Origin of the sequence: Lentzea indica (assembly GCF_012184385.1) — a bacterium.
In the GTDB taxonomy this organism is placed as follows: Bacteria; Actinomycetota; Actinomycetes; order Mycobacteriales; family Pseudonocardiaceae; genus Lentzea; species Lentzea indica.
Map to the genome: position 1 here is coordinate 1 of NZ_VSRL01000194.1, position 17,118 is coordinate 17,118.

General features: G+C 69.1%; 18 protein-coding genes and 2 pseudogenes. 13 read left to right on the forward strand and 7 right to left on the reverse strand.

The window, feature by feature from the left end; all coding sequences use genetic code 11:
* Positions 1–347 (reverse strand): annotated as a pseudogene (locus tag FXN61_RS35840) (hypothetical protein); the annotation flags it as partial.
* A 99-nt stretch (positions 348–446) separates the two neighbouring features.
* The gene (locus FXN61_RS35845) at positions 447–1,406 is read right to left on the reverse strand and encodes a zinc-binding alcohol dehydrogenase family protein (protein ID WP_312878253.1); all 960 of its coding nucleotides are present in this window, start codon (positions 1,404–1,406) and stop codon (positions 447–449) included.
* Between the two features lie 23 nt (positions 1,407–1,429).
* Between FXN61_RS35845 and FXN61_RS35850 the strand changes: the two genes are divergently transcribed.
* From FXN61_RS35850 to FXN61_RS35865, 4 genes are read left to right on the forward strand one after another with little or no spacing between them, the layout of a single operon-like run.
* Positions 1,430–2,131 (forward strand): VIT1/CCC1 transporter family protein, encoded by a 702-nt coding sequence (locus tag FXN61_RS35850; RefSeq protein WP_167978380.1) that lies wholly within the window; start codon positions 1,430–1,432, stop codon positions 2,129–2,131.
* A gap of 24 nt (positions 2,132–2,155) precedes the next feature.
* Entirely contained in the window at positions 2,156–2,398 is a 243-nt protein-coding gene (locus FXN61_RS35855; RefSeq protein ID WP_167978381.1) for a hypothetical protein, read from the forward strand.
* A gap of 7 nt (positions 2,399–2,405) precedes the next feature.
* Positions 2,406–3,083, forward strand: coding sequence for an HAD family hydrolase (locus FXN61_RS35860; RefSeq protein ID WP_167978382.1), 678 nt, complete (start codon positions 2,406–2,408; stop codon positions 3,081–3,083).
* Positions 3,080–5,404, forward strand: coding sequence for a glycoside hydrolase family 65 protein (locus FXN61_RS35865; RefSeq protein WP_167978383.1), 2,325 nt, complete (start codon positions 3,080–3,082; stop codon positions 5,402–5,404). The genes FXN61_RS35860 and FXN61_RS35865 overlap by 4 nt, the downstream gene beginning before the upstream one ends.
* Here the strand turns inward: FXN61_RS35865 and FXN61_RS35870 are convergent.
* The 3 genes from FXN61_RS35870 to FXN61_RS35880 form a co-directional block, all read right to left on the reverse strand.
* The gene (locus tag FXN61_RS35870) at positions 5,401–5,748 is read right to left on the reverse strand and encodes a nuclear transport factor 2 family protein (RefSeq protein WP_167978384.1); all 348 of its coding nucleotides are present in this window, start codon (positions 5,746–5,748) and stop codon (positions 5,401–5,403) included. The two genes, FXN61_RS35865 and FXN61_RS35870, sit on opposite strands and share 4 nt — an antisense overlap.
* 16 nt (positions 5,749–5,764) lie before the next feature.
* Positions 5,765–6,466, reverse strand: coding sequence for an SDR family NAD(P)-dependent oxidoreductase (locus FXN61_RS35875; RefSeq protein ID WP_167978385.1), 702 nt, complete (start codon positions 6,464–6,466; stop codon positions 5,765–5,767).
* A 114-nt stretch (positions 6,467–6,580) separates the two neighbouring features.
* A complete protein-coding gene (locus tag FXN61_RS35880) occupies positions 6,581–7,504 on the reverse strand; it encodes a LysR family transcriptional regulator (protein ID WP_167978386.1) in 924 nt (307 codons plus the stop codon).
* A gap of 85 nt (positions 7,505–7,589) precedes the next feature.
* Here FXN61_RS35880 and FXN61_RS35885 point away from each other — a divergent pair, with 85 nt between their 5' ends.
* Together FXN61_RS35885 and FXN61_RS56995 are read left to right on the forward strand one after the other, a co-directional pair.
* A complete protein-coding gene (locus FXN61_RS35885; protein ID WP_167978387.1) occupies positions 7,590–7,880 on the forward strand; it encodes a muconolactone Delta-isomerase family protein in 291 nt (96 codons plus the stop codon).
* Complete coding sequence (locus tag FXN61_RS56995) at positions 7,877–8,923, forward strand: YbfB/YjiJ family MFS transporter (RefSeq protein ID WP_223165743.1); 1,047 nt, start codon at positions 7,877–7,879, stop codon at positions 8,921–8,923. Before FXN61_RS35885 ends, FXN61_RS56995 begins: the two co-directional genes overlap by 4 nt.
* Here the strand turns inward: FXN61_RS56995 and FXN61_RS35895 are convergent.
* Positions 8,841–9,812: an alcohol dehydrogenase catalytic domain-containing protein gene (locus FXN61_RS35895; protein ID WP_167978388.1), complete on the reverse strand. Its 972-nt coding sequence runs from the start codon at positions 9,810–9,812 to the stop codon at positions 8,841–8,843. The genes FXN61_RS56995 and FXN61_RS35895 overlap by 83 nt on opposite strands.
* Positions 9,813–9,895: 83 nt before the next feature.
* On the opposite strand from FXN61_RS35895, the gene FXN61_RS35900 reads away from it, so the two are divergent.
* The 4 genes from FXN61_RS35900 to FXN61_RS35915 all read left to right on the forward strand — a co-directional run bounded on the left by FXN61_RS35900 (position 9,896) and on the right by FXN61_RS35915 (position 14,227).
* Complete coding sequence (locus FXN61_RS35900; RefSeq protein WP_167978389.1) at positions 9,896–11,062, forward strand: beta-1,3-glucanase family protein; 1,167 nt, start codon at positions 9,896–9,898, stop codon at positions 11,060–11,062.
* Positions 11,063–11,144: 82 nt separating this feature from the next.
* The gene (locus tag FXN61_RS35905; protein WP_167978390.1) at positions 11,145–11,816 is read left to right on the forward strand and encodes a response regulator transcription factor; all 672 of its coding nucleotides are present in this window, start codon (positions 11,145–11,147) and stop codon (positions 11,814–11,816) included.
* Complete coding sequence (locus FXN61_RS35910; protein WP_167978391.1) at positions 11,813–13,141, forward strand: HAMP domain-containing sensor histidine kinase; 1,329 nt, start codon at positions 11,813–11,815, stop codon at positions 13,139–13,141. Before FXN61_RS35905 ends, FXN61_RS35910 begins: the two co-directional genes overlap by 4 nt.
* A gap of 45 nt (positions 13,142–13,186) precedes the next feature.
* On the forward strand, positions 13,187–14,227 hold the full coding sequence (locus tag FXN61_RS35915; protein ID WP_167978392.1) for an NAD-dependent epimerase/dehydratase family protein: 1,041 nt from the start codon (positions 13,187–13,189) through the stop codon (positions 14,225–14,227).
* Here FXN61_RS35915 and FXN61_RS35920 read toward each other — a convergent pair.
* Positions 14,214–15,401 (reverse strand): hypothetical protein, encoded by a 1,188-nt coding sequence (locus FXN61_RS35920; RefSeq protein WP_312878255.1) that lies wholly within the window; start codon positions 15,399–15,401, stop codon positions 14,214–14,216. The genes FXN61_RS35915 and FXN61_RS35920 overlap by 14 nt on opposite strands.
* Positions 15,402–15,522: 121 nt before the next feature.
* On the opposite strand from FXN61_RS35920, the gene FXN61_RS35925 reads away from it, so the two are divergent.
* The 3 genes and pseudogenes from FXN61_RS35925 to FXN61_RS50295 form a co-directional block, all read left to right on the forward strand.
* Positions 15,523–16,161 (forward strand): glycosyltransferase family 2 protein, encoded by a 639-nt coding sequence (locus FXN61_RS35925; protein ID WP_167978393.1) that lies wholly within the window; start codon positions 15,523–15,525, stop codon positions 16,159–16,161.
* On the forward strand, positions 16,158–16,793 hold the full coding sequence (locus FXN61_RS35930; protein WP_167978394.1) for a TIGR04282 family arsenosugar biosynthesis glycosyltransferase: 636 nt from the start codon (positions 16,158–16,160) through the stop codon (positions 16,791–16,793). The genes FXN61_RS35925 and FXN61_RS35930 overlap by 4 nt, the downstream gene beginning before the upstream one ends.
* A 106-nt stretch (positions 16,794–16,899) precedes the next feature.
* Positions 16,900–17,118 (forward strand): annotated as a pseudogene (locus tag FXN61_RS50295) (class I SAM-dependent methyltransferase); the annotation flags it as partial.

The following is a 17,118-nucleotide window of genomic DNA, read 5'->3' on the forward strand; positions in this document are numbered from 1 at the left end:
TCACGCGGTACCACTCGCCCAGCGATATGCCGGCTAAAGGTGGACGGGCGAGGCGCGCTCCGTCCGCTGTCCACGTGCGCAGGCGGGCGCGCAGGAACTCGTGGGCCACCTGCGCGCGGGAACGAGGTCGGCCCTGACGCGTGCCGTCGGGCTTGGTCGTCCACGGCGACCAGCAGGGCGTCGACGCTCCAGCCCGCCGCGAACCACGGCTCCAGCAGGCGCCGGACCCACCGGCGGTCCGCGTCCGGCCAGGAGGCGCGCACGCACAGCGACTCGACGGCGATGTCCACGTCGGCGTCGGTGGAGGGGACCACGCGGCCCGGCCAGCGACGGGGTTCGATCTGCATCGGGACTGACCTCCTATAGCACGCACACGAACACCTGTTCGACATGGTGCCACGGAGGTCTGACAAAAACTGAGCACTTGGCCTCTGAGCAGGTAAAACTCAGGGCACGAGCACCGCGGCGCCGGTCACCCGGCCCGCCCGCAGGTCCGACAACGCGAGGTTCGCCGACGCCAGCGGATAGGGCTGAACAGCGACCTCGAGCCGATGTGACTCGCAGAACGACAAGAACTCGGCGGCGTCGGCACGGGTGTTCGCCGTGACGGACCGGACCTGCCGCTCCTGGAACAGGTGCCGCTCGTAGTTCAGAGCCGGCACGTCGGACAGGTGGATCCCGGCGATCGCCAGCGTCCCGCCCCGGTCCAGCGCCTCCAACGCGGGCGGCACCAGCGTCCCGACCGGCGCGAACAACACAGCCGAGTCCAGCGGCACCGGCGGCGCCTCGGAGGAGGCCGAAGCCGCCCCCAGGGACAGAGCCAGGTCACGAGCGTCAGAAGACCTGGTGACCACGTGCACCTCGTACCCACGAGCGACAGCGACCTGGGCCGCCAGATGAGCGGACCCGCCGAACCCGTAGATCCCGAGACGCCCACCGTCAGGCACCTCGGCGCGTTTCAACGCCCGATAACCGATGATCCCGGCACACAACAACGGCGCCAACGACTCCGACGAATACCCGGTCGGCAGCCGCAACGCGTAAGCAGCCGGAACGACCGCATAGGACGCATAACCGCCATCTGCGTCCCATCCCGTGTACAACGACGACGGGCAAAGGTTCTCGTCACCGCGCGAACAGAACCGGCAATCTCCGCACGTGTGCCGCAACCAGGCGATGCCGACCCGCTCCCCCACACGGAAATCGCCGGCGGCGACCACAACCTCACCGACGACCTGATGCCCCGGCACGACCGACGGCCGATGCACGGGCAGATCCCCGTCCACCACGTGCAAATCAGTCCGGCACACCCCGCAGGCGAGCACCCGCACCAGCAACTCCCCCGGTGCGGGTGAGGGCGCCGGCACGTCCACGAGCCGCAGCGGCGTGGTCTGCCACGAGAGCACGATCTCCAGGTTAGCCTGCGAAAATGACGCACGACGAGCCCCACGAGGAGGTCACCGGCGACCGGATGAACTGGCTGCGCGCGGGCGTTCTCGGTGCGAACGACGGCATCGTGTCGACCGCCAGCCTCGTGGTCGGTGTCGCCGGTGCCACCACGGACAGGGCCCAGATCCTCGTCGCGGGCCTGGCCGGCCTCTTCGCGGGCGCGATGTCGATGGCGTCCGGCGAGTACGTCTCCGTCAGCAGCCAGCGCGACGCCGAACGCGCCCTTCTCGCCAAGGAACGGCAAGAGCTCAGGGACATGCCGAAGGAGGAGTTGGACGAGCTCAAGGAGATCTACGAGAACAAGGGCCTCGACCAGGAGACCGCCGAGCAGGTCGCCAGGCAGCTCACCGAGCACGACGCCCTGGCCGCCCACGCGGAGGCGGAGCTCCACATCGATCCGGACGAGCTCACCAACCCGTGGGGTGCCGCCATCGCGAGCTTCATCTCGTTCACCATCGGCGCCGTCCTCCCCCTCGCCGCCATCGCGCTGACCCCGACCAGCCTCCGCGTCCCGGTCACCGTCGTCGCCGCCATCGCGACCCTCGCCCTGACCGGCTTCATCAGCGCGAAGCTCAGCGGCGCGGGAAAACGGCGCGCGATCGTCCGCAACGTCGTGGGCGGACTGATCGCGATGGGCGTCACCTACGCCATCGGCTCGCTCGTGGGCCAAAGCATCGGATAGCGCCGAACGGGGTATTGCCATGCCATGAGCGAAGAACGCGGCGCGTACGTCCCCCAGGACGCCGAGGGCTTCGAGAGCCTCGACGAGGACAACCTCAACCACGACCCGTTGGAGACGGAGCCGGAAGAACGCTGGGCCGAGTCCGACAAGTACGGGATGACCGAGTACGAACAGGCGCACCCGCGTCCACTCGACGAACGCCTCGCTGAAGAACGACCCGAAGAACGACCGGAAGAACGCGGCGAGGACGAGGAGACGGGTGCATGATCGAAGCATGAGCCTGGGCATCCCGGAGAAGATCACGGCGTTGCTGTTCGACCTCGACGGCGTGCTGACCAGTACGGCGGTCCTGCACCGCCAGGCGTGGCGGCAGACGTTCGAGAACATGGGCCAGCCGTTCAGCGAACAGGACTACCTCGCCTACGTGGACGGAAAACCGCGCTACGACGGCGTCCGCAGCTTTCTCGCCTCGCGCGGCCTCACGCCGTCGGAGGACGAGATCCGCCGCGTCGGCGATCTGAAAAACGACCTGGTCAACCAGATCATCGACGAGCAGGGCATCACGCCGTACCCCGCGTCGGTCCGCTACCTCCAGGCCGCACGCCGGGCAGGTCTGCCCATCGGCGTCGTCACGTCCTCCGCCAACGCGATGCGCGTGCTGCGCGCGGGCGATCTGCTGGACTACGTCGACGCCTTGGTGGACGGCAACGTGATCACCGCGTCGAACCTGCACGGCAAACCGGAACCGGACTCGTTCATCGAAGGCGCCAGAAGGCTCAAAACCGCACCGGAGAACGCCGCCGTCTTCGAGGACGCGCTCGCCGGTGTCGCGGCGGGCCACAAGGGCGGCTTCGGGTTCGTCGTCGGCGTGGACCGCGGCAACCAGGCGGAAGCGCTCAGGACCAACGGCGCCGACGTCGTGGTCAACGAGCTCGACGAGCTGCTGTCATGAGCTACGCGATCGAACCGTGGCAGCTGCGCTGGCAGGGTCTCGCGGTGGACCAGCTGCATCGGACGGAGTCGACGTTCGCCCTGGCCAACGGCCACATCGGCATGCGCGGCACGCTCGACGAGGGCGAGCCTCGCGGCCTGCCGGGCACGTACCTCAACGGCTTCTACGAAGAGCACCAGCTGCCGTACGGGGAAGCGGGCTACGGCTATCCCGAGGCCGGGCAGACGATCGTCAACGTCACCGACGGCAAGATCATCCGGCTGCTGGTCGAGGACGAGCCGCTGGACATGCGCTACGGCAACGCGATCGAGCACGAGCGAGCCCTCGACTTCCGCTCCGGCACGTTGCGCCGCCGCACGCTCTGGGAGTCACCGACGGGCCGGCGTGTGATCGTGCGCAGCGAACGGCTCGTGTCGTTCACGCAGCGCGCGGTCGCCGCGATCCGGTACGAGGTCGAGCCGATGGACGACCTGCAGCTCGTCGTCCAGTCCGACCTGCTGGCCAACGAGCCGACCATCCACCGCACCAACGATCCCCGCGTCGCGGCCGCGCTGGAGTCCCCGCTGATCAACGACTTCACGATGGCGGAGAAGACGCGGGCCGTGCTGTGCCACCACACCAAGGTGTCCGGTCTGCGCATGGCGGCCGCGATGGATCACGACATCGAGGTCGAGGACGGGCTCGACGTCCGCACGGAGATCCACGCCGAGGCCGACCTGGCCCGGTTCACCGCGGCGGTCGACGTGGCTGCGGGAAGCTGCCTGAAGCTCACCAAGTACCTCGGCTACGGCTGGTCCGGCAAGCGCTCGACCCCGGCACTGCGCGCCCAGGTCGAGGCCGCGCTCGCCGGCGCCTGCCAGACCGGCTGGGACGGGCTTCTCCAGGAGCAGCGCGACTTCCTGGACGACTTCTGGCAGGTCGCCGACGTCGAGATCGAGGGCGACGACGAGCTGCAGCAGGCGATCAGGTTCGGGTTGTTCCACATCCTGCAGGCCGGTGCGCGCGGTGAGACCCGTGCGATCGCGGGAAAGGGCCTCACCGGCCCGGGCTACGACGGCCATGCCTTCTGGGACACGGAGATGTTCGTGCTCCCGGTGCTGACCTACACGCTGCCGGACGCGGCCCGCGACGCGCTGCGGTGGCGTCACTCCACATTGGACAAGGCCCGCGAACGCGCGAAGGTGCTGGGGCTCAAGGGCGCCGCGTTCCCGTGGCGTTCGATCAACGGCGCCGAGTGCAGTGCCTACTGGCCGGCGGGCACCGCCGCGTTCCACGTCTCCGGCGACGTCGCCTACGCCACCCAGCAGTACCTCAACGCCACGAACGACGAGTGCTTCGACCGCGACGAGGCCACCGAGATCCTCACGGAGACCGCACGGCTGTGGTTGTCACTCGGCCACCACGACCGGCACGACGGGTTCCGCATCGACGGCGTCACCGGCCCGGACGAGTACTCGGCGATCGTCGACAACAACGTCTACACCAACCTGATCGCCCAGCAGAACCTGCGCGCCGCCGCCGACGCCGCGGAACGCCACCCGGACAAGGCGAACGCCACCGCGGACGAGATCGCGGCCTGGCGTCGCGCCGCGGACGAGATGGCGGTCCCCTACGACGAGATGCTGCAAGTGCATCCGCAGGCGGACAACTTCACCAAGCACGCCGAGTGGGACTTCGAGAAGACCCCGGAGGAGAAGTACCCGCTGCTGCTGCACTTCCCGTACTTCGACCTGTACCGCCGTCAGGTCGTGAAGCAGGCGGACCTGGTGCTCGCGATGCACGTCCGTGGCGACGTGTTCACCTACGAGGACAAGGCCCGCAACTTCGCCTACTACGAGGCCAGGACCGTGCGTGACTCGTCGTTGTCGGCGGGCACGCAGGCCGTGCTGGCCGCAGAGGTCGGGCACCTGGATCTGGCTTTCGACTATCTCCTGGAGGCCGCGTTCACCGATCTGCACGACCTGCACAACAACGTCAACAACGGCCTGCACATGGCCTCGCTGGCGGGTGCGTGGATGGCGCTGGTCGCCGGGTTCGGCGGCATGCGCGACCACGGTGGTGAACTGACCTTCGCGCCACGGCTGCCGGACGCGCTGACCCGGTTCTCGTTCCGGATGGCGTTCCGTGGCACCAGAATCGCGATCGACGTGTGTGAGACCGAGGCCACCTACCGGATCGTGGACGGCACCGAGCTCGCGACCAGGCATCACGGCGAGCCGATCACGATCACGGCGGGCACCCCGGTGACCATGCCCATCCCGGCGGCTCCCCGGCTCGAACGGCCTCAGTCGCCGTTCGGCCGGGAGCCGCGCAGGCACTAACCGAGCCGGGAGACCTGGTAGTGCGCGATCAGGTCTCCCTTGACGAGCACGCTCAGGTTGACGGTGATGGCCGGCCGGTCGACGAAGGAGAAATCGACGGTCAAATAGCCGAGCGTCAGATCGTCGGCGAGCTGGCGCGTTTCCAGAACCTTGTACTCCGCCTTCAACCCGATGGGCTGAGAATCGTAGTACTCGGCGACCGCCGCTCGTCCCACGCCATAGGGGTGAAGGCCCTGAAAAATCGCGTCCTCGGTGAAGTTCGACGCCACGCGCTCCGGATCGTGCGCGTCCACGGCGTCCTTCCACCGGTCCATGACGCCGGTGATCACGTCGGTGTCGGTCATCTCTGTGCTGGTCATGTCAGTGCCCCGCGCTCTGGCCGCCGTCGACGTGCAGGATCTCGCCCGTGACGAAGCCGGCCTGTTCCAGGAAGGTGATCGCGTCGACGACCTCGGAGATCTCACCCATGCGACCGACCGGGTGGAGCGCGGCCATCGTCTCGTGGGTCTCGGGGGCGTGCATCGGCGTGTGGATGATGCCGAGCGCGACCGTGTTGAAACGGATGTTCCTGGTCGCGTACTCGATGGCGAGCGACTTGGTGACGGCGTTCAGACCGCCCTTGGTCAGCGACGCGAGCGCCGACGGGACCGTGGACAGCGCGTGGTCGACCAGGGTCGTCGACACGCTCACCACGTGGCCACCGTTGTCCTGCATCGCGGCGACGGCGCTGCGCGTGATGTCGAAGAACCCGATCAGGTTCGTGCCGGTGACGTCGGCGAAGTCCTCGTCGGTGTACTCGGTGAACGGCTTGGCCAGGAAGACGCCCGCGTTGTTCACCAGCGCGTCGACCCTGCCGAACCGGGCCAGCGCCTCCTTCACCACCCGCGCACCCTCACCCGGCACCGACAGGTCGGCCCGGATCGCGAGCACCTCGGGGTCGTCGGAGGAACCGATGGACCGCGACACCGCGACGACCGAATAGCCGAGCTTCCGATAGGCCGGTACGAGTGCCTCACCGATTCCCTGGGACGCTCCCGTGACGATGGCAACCTTGTTGGTCATTTCCGGCTCGCTTTCGAAGTTCGAAGGAGAAGAAGTGGAACTGACAGCCACAACGGATCGCACCCGCGACTTCATTTCGCGGAATTGCGACTTGTTTTCTCCTTCGTGAGAGGCTCAGCCTCTCAGCGCACGATGCGGGTCGTCTGCGGGCAGCCACACGCCCTCGCGATCCAGTCCGAGATCGCCCACGTCCCGCGTGATGGCCTCGGCGGCGGCGAGCACCGCCGACCGCACCTCGTCGGAGCGCCGGACCAGTGACCACGTCCAGAGCACCTCGGGGTCGATCACCGGCCGCTGCACGAGGTCCGGTGGCAGCGGCGCGGTCTGCCCCTTCGGCGAGTTGAGAACGGGTGTCGTGCACGAACGGACGTGGTCGAAGAACGCGGGCCCGGTGATCGCCCCGTTGTGGATGCGCACGACCCGAGCGCCGGTGTCGCGGGCGAACTCCTCCGCGTACTCGTTCCACGACTGCCACGACGTGACGTCGTCGTCCACCAGCACCGCGATGTCCTTGGCCCGCACCGGACTCGTGTCGGTGCCGACCGACACGGCGTAGAGCCGGTCCACGCCGAGCAGCTGCGCGCTCAGCCCGAGCTGCTCGACGTCGGCGTTGCGGATCCAGCACACCGCCAGGTCGAGGCTGCCGTCGGCGACCCGCGCCGCCTGCGCGTGCGACGGCACGACCCACGCGTCCACGTAGAGCTGCGCGACCCCGGCCGTGCGCGTGGTCAGGTCCGGTGGCAGCCAGTTCACGTACCCGATCCGCACCGGCTGCGACCCCGACAGCTGGTGCGCGTGCCGCTGCAGCTCATCGGCACGCTCCAGCAACGCCCGCACTTCCGGGACCAGCGCCGCGCCTGCCGCGGTGAGTGCGACGGTGCGGCGGTCACGAGCGAACAGCGGCACGCCGAGGTCGCGTTCGAGCGCCTTGATCTGCTGCGACAACGACGGTCCCGCGATCAGCAGACGGGACGCCGCCCTGCCGAAGTGAAGCTCTTCGGCGACCGCGAGGAAGTACCGGAGCTGACGCAGTTCCACGTTCCGCATCTTAGGAGGCCGAGGCTCTCACGCAGGAGAAAGCCGGTCGTGGCGCCCGCGGAACCCCGATCGGACGATGAGTTTCATGAGAGAGTTCATCGTCGAGATCACCACCACGATCCCTGACGGCACGAGCCGGTCCGAAGTGGACGAGCGGCGTGCGGCGGAAGCAGTGCGAGCCAAGGAACTCACGGCGAGCGGCAACCTCGTCCGGCTGTGGCGGCCGATCGGTGAGATGCGCAGCATCGGCCTGTGGCGAGCCGACGACGAGGACGACCTCCACGCGAACGTCCTCGGCACCCTGCCGTTGAGCCCGTGGATGACGTTCGCCGTCACCGCCGTGCAACCTCACCCGAACGACCCCGGACGCCCGTGAGCGCGCGTCAGGCCGCCGCGGCCATGGGCATCGGCCGGTTCGTCTACACGCCGATCCTGCCGCTCATGACCGCCCAGGCAGGACTGAGCGCCGCCTCGGCCGCCAGCCTCGCCACCGCCAACTACCTGGGCTACTTCGTCGGCGCGGTCGCCACGATCATCAGGGCACCCTCACGGACCACGAACCGGCTCGCGCTCGTGCTGCTCGTGGCCACCCTCGCCGGGATGCCGCTGACGCACAGCATGACCGCGTGGTTCGTGCTGCGACTGCTGGCCGGAGTGGCGAGTGCGCTGGTCTTCGTGACCGCAGTGAACGCGCGGCCGGGCTGGAGCATGAGCGGGGTCGGGGCGGGCATCGCGCTGTCCGGCCTGATCGTGCTGGTCCACGCCCCAGTGGCAGTTCGCCTGGTGGGTGGCCGCCGGGCTGTCGGTCCTGCTCGCGCTCTGGGCCTGGCCACTGCAACCGGAGAAGCCGCGACCGCGGGTCACCGGATCCCGGCAACGAGGATTCGGCGCCCTCTTCACCGCTTACACGCTCGAAGGCATCGGCTACATCATCGCCGGCACGTTCCTGGTCGCCGCGATCAGCGGACCGCTCGGCAGCAGCGCCTGGGTGCTCGTCGGCCTCTCCGCCGCCCTCTCCCCCGTGCTGATCAAGCCGGGCCGGCACGTGCTGCCGGCAGCGATCGCCCTGCAGGCCGTGGCATCGCGTTGCCCGCTCTCGTCGGCGGCACCCCGGCGGTCCTGATCGCCGTCGTGCTGTTCGGCGGCACGTTCCCCGGCATCGTGGCCACCGCGCTCAAGATCGGCGCGGACCTCGGGTTCCCGCGAGCGGCGGCGGTGCTGACGACGGGTTACTCGGCGGGCCAGGTCCTCGGCCCGCTCATCGCCACCCCGTTGTTGCACAACGGCTACCACCAAGCACTGCTGGCGGCCGCCGCGATCGTCCTGCTGGCCGCCGTCACAGCTCCAGCACCACTTTCACGTCATCGGGCCGCTGCTCGAAAGCCTCCACGTAGGACTCCAGCGGAACTCGTCGAGTGATCAACGACGACAGCCAGCCGTCGTCCGCGCGGTCGAGGACAGCCGCCGCCTCCCGGTAGTGCCGCACGTTCGCGTTGACCGTCCCGAACACGATCCCGTTGCGCAGCACCAGATCGCGGTTGGCCTGCCCGAGATCCACCGGAACGACCTCGGTGGACGGCACCCCGGTCAGGCACACCAGGTCCCGCCCGAGCAGCTGTGCGACCAGCCGCGGCGCCCCGGTCGCCTCGATCACGACCCGGTGATCGGGAAGCTTCCGGTGATAGGTCGCGCCGAGCGACTCCACCAACGCGGGCTTCGGCCCGTCGGCTGCCAGGTCGAAGACGTGCACGTCCAGCCCGCGCTGCACCCCGATCAACGCCGCCAGCAGCCCGATCGGCCCGGCACCCGTCACCAGCACGCTGTCGAACCCGAAAAGCGCCAGCCGGTCCAGCTGCTCCCAGGCCTTGACCACCACCGAGGCCGGTTCGACGAGCACACCTGTCGAGGAGCTGACACCCACGGCATAGGACGCGGGCACCGTCCACAACGTCGAGCCGTAGCCGTCGAGCCCGGTGATCCCGCGCTCGGTGTACTGCCCGTTCCGGCACATGTCGAACTCACCGCGCGCACACGCCACGCACGGCACCGGATCTGGTCTCCTGACCACTCCTGCGACGAGATCCCCCGCCGAGAACCCCGGCCCGCTGATCACCCGCCCCAGCGACTCGTGCCCGATCACCAACGTCCTGCCCGTGCCGAACTCCCCGCGCACGATCTCGCGGTCCGTCCCGCAGATGCCGATCGCCACGCCCTCCACCAGCAGCTCGTCCGGTCCTGGCACCGGATCGGGCAGTTCGGTCAACGACAAAGAACCGGCTTGTGCAAGATCCACCGTCAGCGCGCGCATGAGAACCATTCTTGACATATCAACACGATCACGCTGAGTATGAGAGCGCTCTCACGACCCCTGTCTCAGTGAGGAGAAAGTCGATGCGCAAGCTCCTGCTGCTCGCGACATCGGCCCTGTTAGGGCTGACAACGTTGTCTGCACCCGTGCAAGCGGCTCCACCGAACCTGCTCCCGCTCACCGTCACGAACAACTCCGGCCGCGGCGACGCGGTCCACCTGTACGTGTTCGGCGAGATGGGCGGCCGGCTCGGGTACGTGAACGCGAACGGCCAGTTCACACCCTGGTCCGGCGGGGCGATCCCGCCAACGCCCGCACCGGACGTCTCGATCTCCGGCCCCGGCAACGGCGGTAGCCGGACCCTGCAGATCCCGATCAACCTCGCCGGCGGCCGGCTCTACATGTCCTTCCGGGACAAGCTGAAGTTCTCCCTGGTGCCGAACGGACTGGTCCAGCCGGCGCCGTGGGCCGCAGGCGACCCGAACCGCGACATCCTGTTCGACTGGAGCGAGTTCACCTACAACGGCGGCGGGTTGTGGTTGAACAGCTCCCAGGTGGACATGTTCAGCGTCCCGCACGCGGTCGAGGCGACGTCGCAGGCCGGTGCCACGAAGCGGACCGGCCAGCTGGTCTCGGGAGGCCGCAACCGCATCTTCGACCAGCACCAGCAGCTGGGCGGCGACTGGTCGCGGTTGATCTACACCCGCTCCGACGGCACGCGGCTGCGCGTGCTGAACCCGAGCAAGGGCCTCGACGCGGGCGTGTTCTCCAGCTCGTACTTCGCGAACTACGTCAGCAGCACCTGGTCGACGTACCAGAACACGCCGCTGACCGTCGTGCCGTACCAGAACGAGCCGAACCGCAAGTTCACCGGCCGCACCAGCGGCGGTGTTCTCACCTTCACCAACACGTCCGGCCAGCAGGTCGCGTCGTTCCAGCAGCCGTCGACGCGGGACGTCTTCAACTGCGACGGCAGGCTCGCCGCGCCGAACAACGACGTCGGCGCGATCTCCCGGTCGCTGTGCGCGGCGCTCAACCGGTCGACGCTCGGGTACATCCACACCCAGCCGACGTACAACGCGAGCCAGTTCTACACCCGCTCGACCACGAACCACTTCTCGAAGATCGTGCACGCCAACATGGCCGACGGGAAGGCCTACGGGTTCGCGTTCGATGACGTCGGCGCGTTCGAGTCACTTGTCCACGAACCGAACCCGCGTTCCGCCAAGGTTGTTCTGACTGCATTCTGATCCGAAACAATCTTGCTTTTGATCGACTTTCACTCCACTGTGTGAGACGCCGTCGCCGCGGCTCTCACACAGTGGAGTCGTTGTGTGCGTACGGGTCCTGCTGGTCGAAGACGACGAGCGAATCCAGCAGGCGTTGAGCCTTGCCTTGTCCGATGAGGGTTTCACTGTTGACGAGGCGGGTTCGGGTGAAGACGCGTTACGGCGTTTGGAGACGGAATCGTTCGACGTGCTACTGGTCGACCTCACCTTGCCGGGCGTCGACGGACTGGAGGTCGTGCGGACGCTCAGGTCCCGCGGTGACCTGCCGATCATCGTGGTGACAGCGCGCGCCGACGCCCGTGACATGATCGCGGGGCTGGAGGCGGGGGCGGACGACTACGTCACGAAACCGTTGATGGCCAGCGTTCTCGCCGCACGGATCCGCGCGTTGTTGCGCAGACGCGGCCCCGGCCGTGACGCCGTTCGGATAGGCGATCTGGAAATCCGCCCGCAGGAAGGGCTTGTGCGCCGTGCGGGTGAACGCGTTCATCTCACCAGGACGGAATTCCGGCTGCTGCTGGAACTCGCTGGTGCGGGCGGCCGAATCGTCACCAGGGAACAGTTGCTGCAAAAGGTTTGGGGATATGACTACTTTGGTGACACTCGACTGCTCGACGTGCACATAAGGAGACTGCGCCGCAAGATTGAGGCGAACCCGGACGACCCCTCACTTCTGCTCACGGTGCGCGGCAGCGGGTATCGGATCGGCTCGTGAGACTCACGCTGCGCTGCCGGGTCACCCTCTCGTTCGGCTTCGGCCTGCTGGTCGTGACGAGCGTGCTGGCGTTCGCCACGTGGAACCTCGCCTCCGGCTACATGCTGCGGCAACGGGAGGCGAGCGCGACCCGGCAGGCCGAGGTCAACGTGCGGCTGGTGGAGAAGTCGCTGTCCTCCCCAGGACTCGACGAGCTGCTGACCGGCCTCACCACCGGACCGGACTCGTCGATCCTGGTGCTCAGCCCGGACGGCCACGTCACCGCGGGCCGCAAGGTCGAGCCGTCCCAGCTGCCGGCCGGGCTCGTGGAACACCCGCCCGCCCGTGAGCGGATCGCCGTGGACGGACTGCCGATGCTCGCCGTGGCGCTGCCGGTGGCGGGCAACGCCGTGTACATCGAGCTGTTTCCGTTGCAACAGCTCAACCGCACCTTCGGTTTCCTGAGCGCGGTGCTGATCGCCGGCACCATCGGGTCCGCGCTGCTCGGTGCGGCGCTGGGGTCGTGGGCGTCGAAGCGGGCGCTGAAACCGCTGGCGGAGCTGAACTCCGCCGCCGGGAGGATCGCCGGTGGTGATCTTCGCGCCCGGCTGCCCGATCAGGACGATCCGGATCTGGCTGCTCTGGCGGCGAAGTTCAACTCGACGGCTCACGCGTTGGAGCAACGGGCGTTGCGGGACGCGCGGTTCGCATCAGACGTCTCGCACGAGCTGCGGTCGCCGTTGACAACGATGGTGAACGCGGGCGCGGTGCTCCGGCGTCGTCGCGAGCACCTGCCGGGGACCGCGGGGACCGCGCTGGAACTGCTGACCTCGGAGGTCGACAGGTTCGCGCGAATGGTCGTGGACCTGCTGGAGATCTCGCGGGCCGACCAGACCGACGACCCGCCGCCGGAGGAGATCGCGCTGGACGCATTGGTGCGCAATGTGATCGCGACGCGCGCGCCCGTGCCGCTGGAGCTCGAGCCCGCAGTCGTGCTGGGTGATCGGCGACGCCTCGACCGGGTGCTCACGAACCTGCTGGACAACGCCGAGCGGCACGCCGGTGGGGCGGTGCTGGTGTCGGTGCGGGCGCGGGGTGCGAAGGTGCGGCTGGAGGTCGAGGACGCCGGACCCGGGGTGCCGGAGCAGTTGCGGGAGGTGATCTTCGAACGGTTCGCGCGTGGGGTCATGGCGGGCAGCCGGGGCGACGACACGGGCAGCGGGCTGGGGCTCGCGCTGGTCCGCGAGCACGTGCACCGGCTGGGCGGCCGGGTGTGGGTGGAGGACCGCTCGCCTCGCGGCTCCCGGTTCGTGGTGGAGATGGTCTTACGGAGTTCTGACGGCTAGCCGCATGGGCGCGCTCACGGCGGTGCGCGGTCCTACGGTCGTTCCATGCGAGTACTGATCACCGGCGGGGCCGGGTTCATCGGGTCGCACGTAGCGGACGAGCTGGCCGCTCAGGGCCACGACTGCGTGCTGCTCGACGCGTTGCTCCCCGAGGCGCACGGCGCCGTTCCGTTGCTGGACCACGAACTGGTGGTCGGCGACGTCACTTCTCCCGAGGTCCTGCGACCTCTTTTGTCCACTGTGGACGCGGTGTGCCATCAGGCGGCGATGGTCGGGCACGGCGTGGACCCGTTCGACGCGCCCTCCTACGCACGGCACAACGACCTCGGCACGGCAGTCCTGCTGGCCGAGATGCACCGGGCCGGTGTGTCACGGCTGGTGCTGGCGTCGTCGATGGTCGTCTACGGCGAGGGGCGGTACCGGTGCCTGTCGCACGGGATCGTGCGCGCCGAACGGTCTGCCGCCGATCTCGCCCGCGGCGTGTACGAGCCGAGGTGTTTCTGCGGCGACTTCGTCGTGTCCGAGCTGGTGCCGGAAGACGCGCCGCTGGAGCCGCTCAGCACCTACGCCGCGACGAAGCTGGCGCAGGAACACCTCGCCGTAGCGTGGGCCCGGCAGACCGGCGGAAGCGTGTGGGCGTTGCGGTACCACAACGTCTACGGCCCGCGGATGCCGCGCGACACCCCGTACGCCGGTGTGGCGTCGATCTTCCGGTCCGCGCTGCAGAACGGCGCCGCCCCTCGCGTGATGGAGGACGGGCGGCAGCGGCGTGACTTCGTGCACGTCACCGACGTGGCGCGGGCCAACGTCCTGGCACTGTCGTCGCCCCGTCCCGGCTTCGAGGCGGTGAACGTCTGCTCCGGCACGCCTCACACGATCGGCGACCTGGCCTTCGCGCTGGCCGACGCGTGCGACGGCCCGACGCCGGAGATCGTGGGCGGTGCGCGGCCCGGCGACGTCCGGCACGTCGTCGCGTCGCCCGCGAAAGCGTTGGACGTGCTGGGTTTCGAGGCTCAGGTCGGGTTCTCGGAGGGCGTGCGGGAGTTCGCCTTCGCGTCGCAGCGGGAGCCGGTCACCAGTTCGTGAGCACGAGGTGGTTCACCGCCAGCGCCGTGACGGCCTGCGCGGTGAGCCACCTCCTGTCGAGTTTCGCGGTGCCGGCGAGGAGCCAGACCGCGAACGGCAGCCAGATCCGTTCGGTCTCGGCCTTGCTCAGGCCGGACAGGTCGGCCGCCAGGATCGCGATGCCCGCCGCGACCACCCACCTGTCCTTGCGCAGACCCTGAACTCCCGCCGGGCCGATGACCAGCGCGAGTGCCGCCAGGTTCGCCCACGCCCAGTACCAGTACGGCCTGGTGTCGCCGATGCCCTGGTAGTAGCGGAGTTTGACGAGCTCGTACCCGTCGAGCCACCAGAACCCGTTGATGGCGAACGCTCCCACGACCGCGAGCGCACCCGCGAGGGCCCAGCCGATCCGGCGGCCGGTGACACCGGGCTCGCCCTGACGCCAGAGAGCGGCGAGCGCGAGCGGGGCGAGCAGGACCAGGCCGTAGGACAGGAACAGGCACCAGCCCAGGACGATGCCGCCCAGCAGCGGCCACCGGGTGAGCAGGTAGATGCCGACGGCCGCGACGCCCATGAACATGCCGTCCGCCGACGCCCCCACCCACACCGCGCCTGGGAACAGCACCAGGAACGGCAGCACCGCGTTGATCTTCGTCGCCAACGGGATCGCGACCACGGCCAGTGACCCGACCAGGATGCAGAAGATCGACGCCGCCGCTCCCCCGCCGAGCCCGACGCGGTCCAGCGCGACGAACGTGAGCAGCGCGCCCGGCGGGTGCCCTGAGACGTGCGTGGTCCACGAGTCCGGCTGGAAGTCCAGGATGCGGGCCGCGAACCCGTTGAGCATCGCCGGGACGTCGGTGACGCCCGGTACCTCGTGCAGGTACTCGTCCTCCGTCGTGAGCCTGGTGACGAACCGGTCCCAGCCGTCGATCATCGCGAGCGAGAACGTCCACGCCACCGACGTGAGGTAGGCGATCGGCAGCGCGAACCGGTGTCGCGCCAGCTCAGATCCTTTGGCCACGACCAGGAACGCGATGAGGACCGCGGCGGGCGTGCCAGGTCCGACGTGCGGCTGCCAGTTGCCGAAGAGCGGCGCTGCGGCGGCGTAGAGCAGGTCCGGGTTGTTGGCGTTGACAACAAACCCGACGATGGTGGCCGCCGCGACGAGCAGACCGGCGATGACTAGACGCACCACACCCAGCCTAGGGGGTCCGACGGGTGCTCGCAGGGCACGCAAGACTATCGTAAGAACTCGTAGGTGCGTCACAATTCCGTAAGCACCACAACACTTTCCGACGGTCCAGGATGGACCAATGGATGTCGTGTTGCCCTGCCTGGACGAGGCCGCCGCACTGCCCGCGGTCCTCGCCTCCCTGCCTCCCGGATACCGCGCGATCGTCGTGGACAACGGCTCCTCGGACGGCTCGCCTGAAGTTGCTTCGGCCCATGGCGCAGTGGTCGTGCACGAGCCACGGCGCGGCTACGGCGCCGCCGTGCACACCGGATTGCTCGCGGCCACCTCGGATCTGGTGGCTTTCGCGGACGCGGACGGCTCGCTCGACCTGGGTGAGCTGCCGGGGATGGCGACGTTGCTGGCCGACGCCGATCTGGTGGTCGGACGGCGGGTGCCGGTGAGTTCCGGCGTGTGGCCCTGGCACGCGCGGGCGGGCAACGCCGTGATCGCGTCCCTGTTGCGGCGCCGGGGTTTGGACGTCCACGACATCGCTCCGTTGCGGGTGTGCCGGCGGGAAGCGTTGCTGGCGCTGGACGTCCAGGACCGGGCGTTCGGTTATCCGCTGGAGCTGCTGGTGCGCGCGTGCGAGGCGGGGTGGCGGGTTCGGGAGGTCGACGTGGCTTATCGGCCTCGGGCAGCCGGCACGCGCTCCAAGGTGTCGGGCTCTGTGCGCGGCACGTTGCGCGCGGCGCGGGACATGGCGGGGGTGCTGCGATGAGGTTCTGCCTGCTGATCATGGCCAAGTCCCCGGTGCCCGGCCAGGTGAAGACCCGCCTGTGCCCGCCGTTGACGCCGGAGGAGGCCGCGGACGTCGCCGCCGCCTCGTTGCTCGACACCCTGGAGGCCGCGCTGTCCACACCGGGTGCGGTGCCGGTGGTGGCGCTGGCCGGGGTGGTGCGGCGCGAGGACGTGCGGGACGCGCTGGCCGAATGCGTGGTGATCCCGCAGCGCGGCTGGACGTTCGCGGACCGGCTGGCGAACGCGCACGCCGATGTGGCGCGGTTCGGGATGCCGGTGCTGCAGATCGGGATGGACACGCCTCAGGTGACGCCCTCGTTGCTGGAGTCGTGCGCGGAGTTCGACGAGGCGGCGCTCGGGTTCGCGCTGGACGGTGGCTGGTGGGCGCTCGGTTTGCGGGATCCGCTGCACGCCGAGGTGCTGCGGGACGTGCCGATGTCGCGCGCGGACACGGGAGTTCGGACGCTGGAGGCGTTGCTGGGGTTGAACATCCGAACGCTGCCGAAGCTGTCCGATGTGGACACGATAGCGGACGCTCGCGCGGTGGCGGCTCAGGTACCCGGTGGCCGGTTCGCCGCGACGCTGACGGAGATCGCGGCGGTGACTCGATGACGCGCGATCAGCAGGCTCACGCAGAGGTCCCCTCCGAGGGGGTCCCCTGCTTTCATTCTCCCACGCGGCACCGACACTTTCCGGCGCTCGCCCCGGCGGTGACCCGATGATGTTCGACCAGGCCCTCCACGGCCACCCCAGCTGGCTCGACTTCGCTGGAACCAGCCCGCGCGAGCTCTCCGTAGCCCGCTGGCAGGCCGACGCCGACGGAGGCGACTCCGTCCTCCTCGACGCCTGCTCCGGCCCCACCCTCGACGTCGGCTGCGGCCCCGGCCGCCTCGTCGCCGCCCTGCTCGCGCGCGGCGTCCAGGCGCTCGGCGTCGAC

What these genes read in the sequence shown, in the direction of transcription:
- FXN61_RS35875 (WP_167978385.1), bottom strand. Translation starts at nt 6,466, where the DNA reads ATGACCAACAAGGTTGCCATCGTCACGGGAGCGTCCCAGGGAATCGGT.
- FXN61_RS35855 (WP_167978381.1), top strand. Translation starts at nt 2,156, where the DNA reads ATGAGCGAAGAACGCGGCGCGTACGTCCCCCAGGACGCCGAGGGCTTC.
- FXN61_RS35865 (WP_167978383.1), top strand. Translation starts at nt 3,080, where the DNA reads ATGAGCTACGCGATCGAACCGTGGCAGCTGCGCTGGCAGGGTCTCGCG.
- FXN61_RS35930 (WP_167978394.1), top strand. Translation starts at nt 16,158, where the DNA reads ATGAGGTTCTGCCTGCTGATCATGGCCAAGTCCCCGGTGCCCGGCCAG.
- FXN61_RS35915 (WP_167978392.1), top strand. Translation starts at nt 13,187, where the DNA reads ATGCGAGTACTGATCACCGGCGGGGCCGGGTTCATCGGGTCGCACGTA.
- FXN61_RS35885 (WP_167978387.1), top strand. Translation starts at nt 7,590, where the DNA reads ATGAGAGAGTTCATCGTCGAGATCACCACCACGATCCCTGACGGCACG.
- FXN61_RS35895 (WP_167978388.1), bottom strand. Translation starts at nt 9,812, where the DNA reads ATGCGCGCGCTGACGGTGGATCTTGCACAAGCCGGTTCTTTGTCGTTG.
- FXN61_RS35870 (WP_167978384.1), bottom strand. Translation starts at nt 5,748, where the DNA reads ATGACCGACACCGACGTGATCACCGGCGTCATGGACCGGTGGAAGGAC.
- FXN61_RS35925 (WP_167978393.1), top strand. Translation starts at nt 15,523, where the DNA reads ATGGATGTCGTGTTGCCCTGCCTGGACGAGGCCGCCGCACTGCCCGCG.
- FXN61_RS35900 (WP_167978389.1), top strand. Translation starts at nt 9,896, where the DNA reads ATGCGCAAGCTCCTGCTGCTCGCGACATCGGCCCTGTTAGGGCTGACA.
- FXN61_RS35850 (WP_167978380.1), top strand. Translation starts at nt 1,430, where the DNA reads ATGACGCACGACGAGCCCCACGAGGAGGTCACCGGCGACCGGATGAAC.
- FXN61_RS35860 (WP_167978382.1), top strand. Translation starts at nt 2,406, where the DNA reads ATGAGCCTGGGCATCCCGGAGAAGATCACGGCGTTGCTGTTCGACCTC.